Below are 3,877 nucleotides of genomic sequence, written 5' to 3'. Positions count from 1 at the left end.
TGATGCAGTGGCTACTTTCTTGCCTCTTGCCTTTCCCAAGCGCGACTATGTTTACATCTCTTATAAAAATCCTATAGATACTCCTTAAAAGGATGTGCCAATATGCCCAGTATCAGATCAATTTCCTTAATATAATAGTCATCCAAATCAATAAACACCAATTGATTCACCAACTTGAGAAACTTCCAATTCGTCCCAGTAGTCACAGCTCCATAGATAGCATCAATATCCTGATCCTGTTGTTGATTAAATCTCTGAGCCGCTACCATTTCCGCAATGCACTGTCCTAATCCCCCCTTAATATTTTCATTTTTTGCCTCTACTAGAGTGACAACTGGTGTCCGAATTTCATACATTTCCTTAGAAGCAGTAAGAAGATAATCACAGTATCCATTTAATCCACTTCCTTTATCGACATTAAACTCAGTGCCAGAAAAAAAACCGATTTTGAAATCAAGCAGACGGCGCACTTCCAGTAAAACCGGAGCAATAACTAACTCAGAACGAGCTTTTTCGGTATTTATAGCATTCGTGATCGGCAAATTTTCTTTAAGCGTCGTTTTCAAGTGATCACTGGGCTCGATAGGAGCAATATCATTAAATATAGTATTCCCCTCATCAACAATGAGATTAAACGTCGTTTCGACTTTGTAGATGGTTGTAAAATCACTATATGCCATGATCTTTATTTATCATGTCTCCTATAGCCATTCTAAATCAAGGAAATATAAATTCATCCTTCATCCTTCATAAAAAATCGGTCAAGTCTTGGTTAACCCCAATCATTGACCGAATAAATTAACAAAAATTCCACCAGTACAGCTTAGCTGTATCTACATCCACCAGTGGTGGACACAGAAATATTACACTTTACTGATTATCCCCCATTCTAGCCAAGGATTCAATCCCTGGCAAATTGCTATCTTAATCGAGTAGCAGATATCGAATCAACATACTGATCACCTCACCACAATTTCCAGTAGGTTGGGGTGTACTCCATTCATTCAGCGACCCGTAACCCAGGGAATAAAGTGTGTAAATTATCACCGGAACTGCGCTCGCAGAACCAATCAGTATATATTTGATTTGCTGCCGTACTGTACCTGTATTGCTAGGAATTTTATCAAGCATAATCTTGTTAAGATTTTCGTCAATCTGGATCAGTCAAGAACGTTGGCAAACATTAACAGATGAACAGCTAGGGCGTGTCTGCAAACCCAATAATTTAGGTTAGAGAGATTTGCAATCGCGAGCATAAGGAAAGGAATTTGGGCAAAGCCCGACCCTAAGCAAACGTTTTGCTCAACTTGACCATAAATCTTTCTATGATCAACAGTTTAAAGATTTATTTTTATCTATAGTAGTCAGAAAAAACATGATTTCAACTAAAGCCAGAGTAATATAGAAGCAATAGTCAACATAGCTAGGTAATTGACTGCATATTTCTCATAGCGAGTTGCTATTCGTCGATTTTGTTTGAGACGGTTAATTAGTCTTTCAATCCGATTACGTTCTCTATATAGTCCTCGGTTGAAGCGTTCTCGTTTCTTTTCGTTACTTTTTCTGGGAATAATAGGAGTTGTACCTCGACGACGTAGTTTTTCTCTAATAGTTTTACTACTGTATCCTTGATCACCTAAAAAGTAGCGAAAACGGCTTTTTGGCCTTCCTCGACCCTGACGTTTAACTTTTCCGAGGGCAAGCAAATCATCAAAACCAATGGTATCATGGCGTTCTCCTGATGTTAGAGCAAAAACCATTGGTTTGCCCAATCCTTCCGACCGAATATGAATTTTTGTGCTGAATCCTCCCTTACTCCTCCCTAGTGCCTGTGAGTCTTGCCCCCTTTTGCTCCGGCTGCGTGTTGATGTGCTCGCACGACTGTAGTATCACCCATGTGAACTTCCCAATCGATTCGACCCTCAGCGTCGGCAATTTGCTGAAGACCTGCCAAAATCTCCTCCCATATGCCCGCTTTTCGCCAACGATAAAACCGACTTGACACCGTACTATGGACTCCATAAGAGGTTGGTAAATCCCTCCAGGGCGCACCTGTTCTCAAAATCCACAGTATGCCATTTATGATCTGGCGATGGTCATGTGCTGGTTTTCCTGTCCAAGCTTTTTGAGGAGGTAACAAAGGTTTAATTTTTTGGGAGCATCCCATTTTGGAAAAAAGACAGGAATAGGTACTCATTTAATTCGCGATTAATAATCGCGAATTAAATGAGTAGAGAACTGGACTACATGTACCCTGGCATAATAGAGAGGTAGATGTTCATACCCTTTGATCATGACCAGAGCCGAACAGGAAGAACTGGAAGCTTGTTTAAAACGAGCCAGTGAGATCCTTTATAACAATACTGACACGGATAGTTTGGAAAACCTAGCAGATATCGAAATGGCAGTTAGAGAGCAGGTTCTAGAACATGTCAGTCCCAAAATTGCCCTTTTTTTATCACCAAAAAGACCCAAACCCGACGAGGAAAAACCCGAACCCTAAAAAGCTGCTTGGGAAAACTGAAGATTACGAAAAAACAAGCAGATGCTTTAGGGATAGAAGCCTATACACGCCATAGTCCTCTGCTGGAAAAATGCTGTCTCCTCTTAAGTGCCAATGAATCTTATCAAAATGCAGAGAGTGACTTGTATCTGTTAACTGGGCTAAAAGTCGGTCACTCCACTCATCATCGCAAAGTGAACCAAATTGACCTACCACTTCCTGATCTAAAACTTGAGTTATCCGAGATAAGTGTTGATGGGGGAAAAATTCGTCTGAGGACAAAAGCTTTAGGAGAACCGAGTTTTTGGCAAGAATACAAAACAGCCCGTTTACAAGCGATGCAGCGCGGTCTTGGGGGTTCCCCCCATGAGCGACTGCATCAAGACAGGGATTTATTACGGAGCCTTCTTTCAAGATAACCTATCTTTAACGGATTGGATAAATAGTCAAAGATTAACCTCGCCCTTGTACTGCTTAGGAGATGGACATGATGGAATCTGGAACATATTTGCTGAAATTGGAGAGACTAAGGATAGGATTGAAATCTTGGACTGGTATCACCTAACCGAAAACCTGCATAAAATAGAAACGAAAAAATCCATCAAAGAACAGTTAGAGGCTTACTTGTGGATGGGACAGGTATCCGAGGCTCGGAAGTTGTTGAAGTCGGTTCAGCCCGTGGGAGGAACGAACTTTCTTAACTATCTTAACAAGCACCGTCAAAGGTTAATCAATTATCAATGGTTTCAACGGGAACAAATTTGTTCAATTGGCAGCGGAGCTGTGGAATCAGCCGTCAAACAAATAAGCCACCGTGTTAAACTAACTGGAGCCCAGTGGCTAAGAGAAAATGTGGCTAATATCTTACAACTTCGTTGTGCTTATTTAAACGGTCAGCTAGCTATTTAAGCACTTAAAAATCCTTGGGAGTCCAATTCGCGAGTTATAATCGCGAATATATTTTGATGGAGATTTAGATCAATGGGCAGAAGAGTTTCCAGTAAGTCACCACAAGATAAACTAGAGAGAATAACTCGTTTACAGACGGCAATTGCTAGTCTCGAAACCTACAAAAATTTCTTCGAGGGTCAAGGAGAACTCGCCCCGTCAGGTGTCTGGGTAGCGCGTTATCAAGTTCGACAGCCCCAAAAAGCCTACTGGTAAGCTGTTGCGCATTTAAACTGTGATAACAGCATTGCCTTTGTTTTTTATTTTTCGTACCCATTTTATAATTAACCCTCCTTCATTTAAAAGATGATTTAACAAACATTCTAATTCTTCAATTGATTTGAAAACTCGATTGGCAATATATTCTTTTGCTGAATGCCAAACCAATTCAATTAAGTTATAATCAGGACTATACTCGGGAAGATA

General features: G+C 40.5%; 3 protein-coding genes and 2 pseudogenes. 2 read left to right on the top strand and 3 right to left on the bottom strand.

The genetic code is table 11. From position 1 onward, the window contains the following. Positions 1-71: 71 nt before the first annotated feature. Positions 72-680, bottom strand: coding sequence for a hypothetical protein (locus F6K20_RS28150; protein WP_008185981.1), 609 nt, complete (start codon positions 678-680; stop codon positions 72-74). Positions 681-1,385: 705 nt separating this feature from the next. Next, a pseudogene (locus F6K20_RS28145) lies at positions 1,386-2,167 on the bottom strand (IS5 family transposase). A 126-nt stretch (positions 2,168-2,293) separates the two neighbouring features. On the opposite strand from F6K20_RS28145, the pseudogene F6K20_RS28140 reads away from it, so the two are divergent. Together F6K20_RS28140 and F6K20_RS28135 are read left to right on the top strand one after the other, a co-directional pair. Further along, positions 2,294-3,412 (top strand): annotated as a pseudogene (locus F6K20_RS28140) (ISKra4 family transposase). Positions 3,413-3,484: 72 nt separating this feature from the next. Next, the gene (locus F6K20_RS28135; protein ID WP_287296876.1) at positions 3,485-3,667 is read left to right on the top strand and encodes a hypothetical protein; all 183 of its coding nucleotides are present in this window, start codon (positions 3,485-3,487) and stop codon (positions 3,665-3,667) included. A gap of 12 nt (positions 3,668-3,679) precedes the next feature. On the opposite strand, the gene F6K20_RS28130 is transcribed toward F6K20_RS28135, so the two are convergent. Then, positions 3,680-3,877, bottom strand: a 198-nt coding sequence (locus F6K20_RS28130; protein ID WP_287265468.1) for a transposase, incomplete at its 5' end; no start/stop codon positions are given.

The sequence above is a fragment of the Moorena sp. SIO2C4 genome (assembly GCF_010672485.1).
Classification (GTDB): Bacteria; Cyanobacteriota; Cyanobacteriia; order Cyanobacteriales; family Coleofasciculaceae; genus Moorena; species Moorena producens.
Note: the sequence above shows the minus strand (reverse complement) of the source record. Positions and strands in the feature narration are given on the sequence as shown.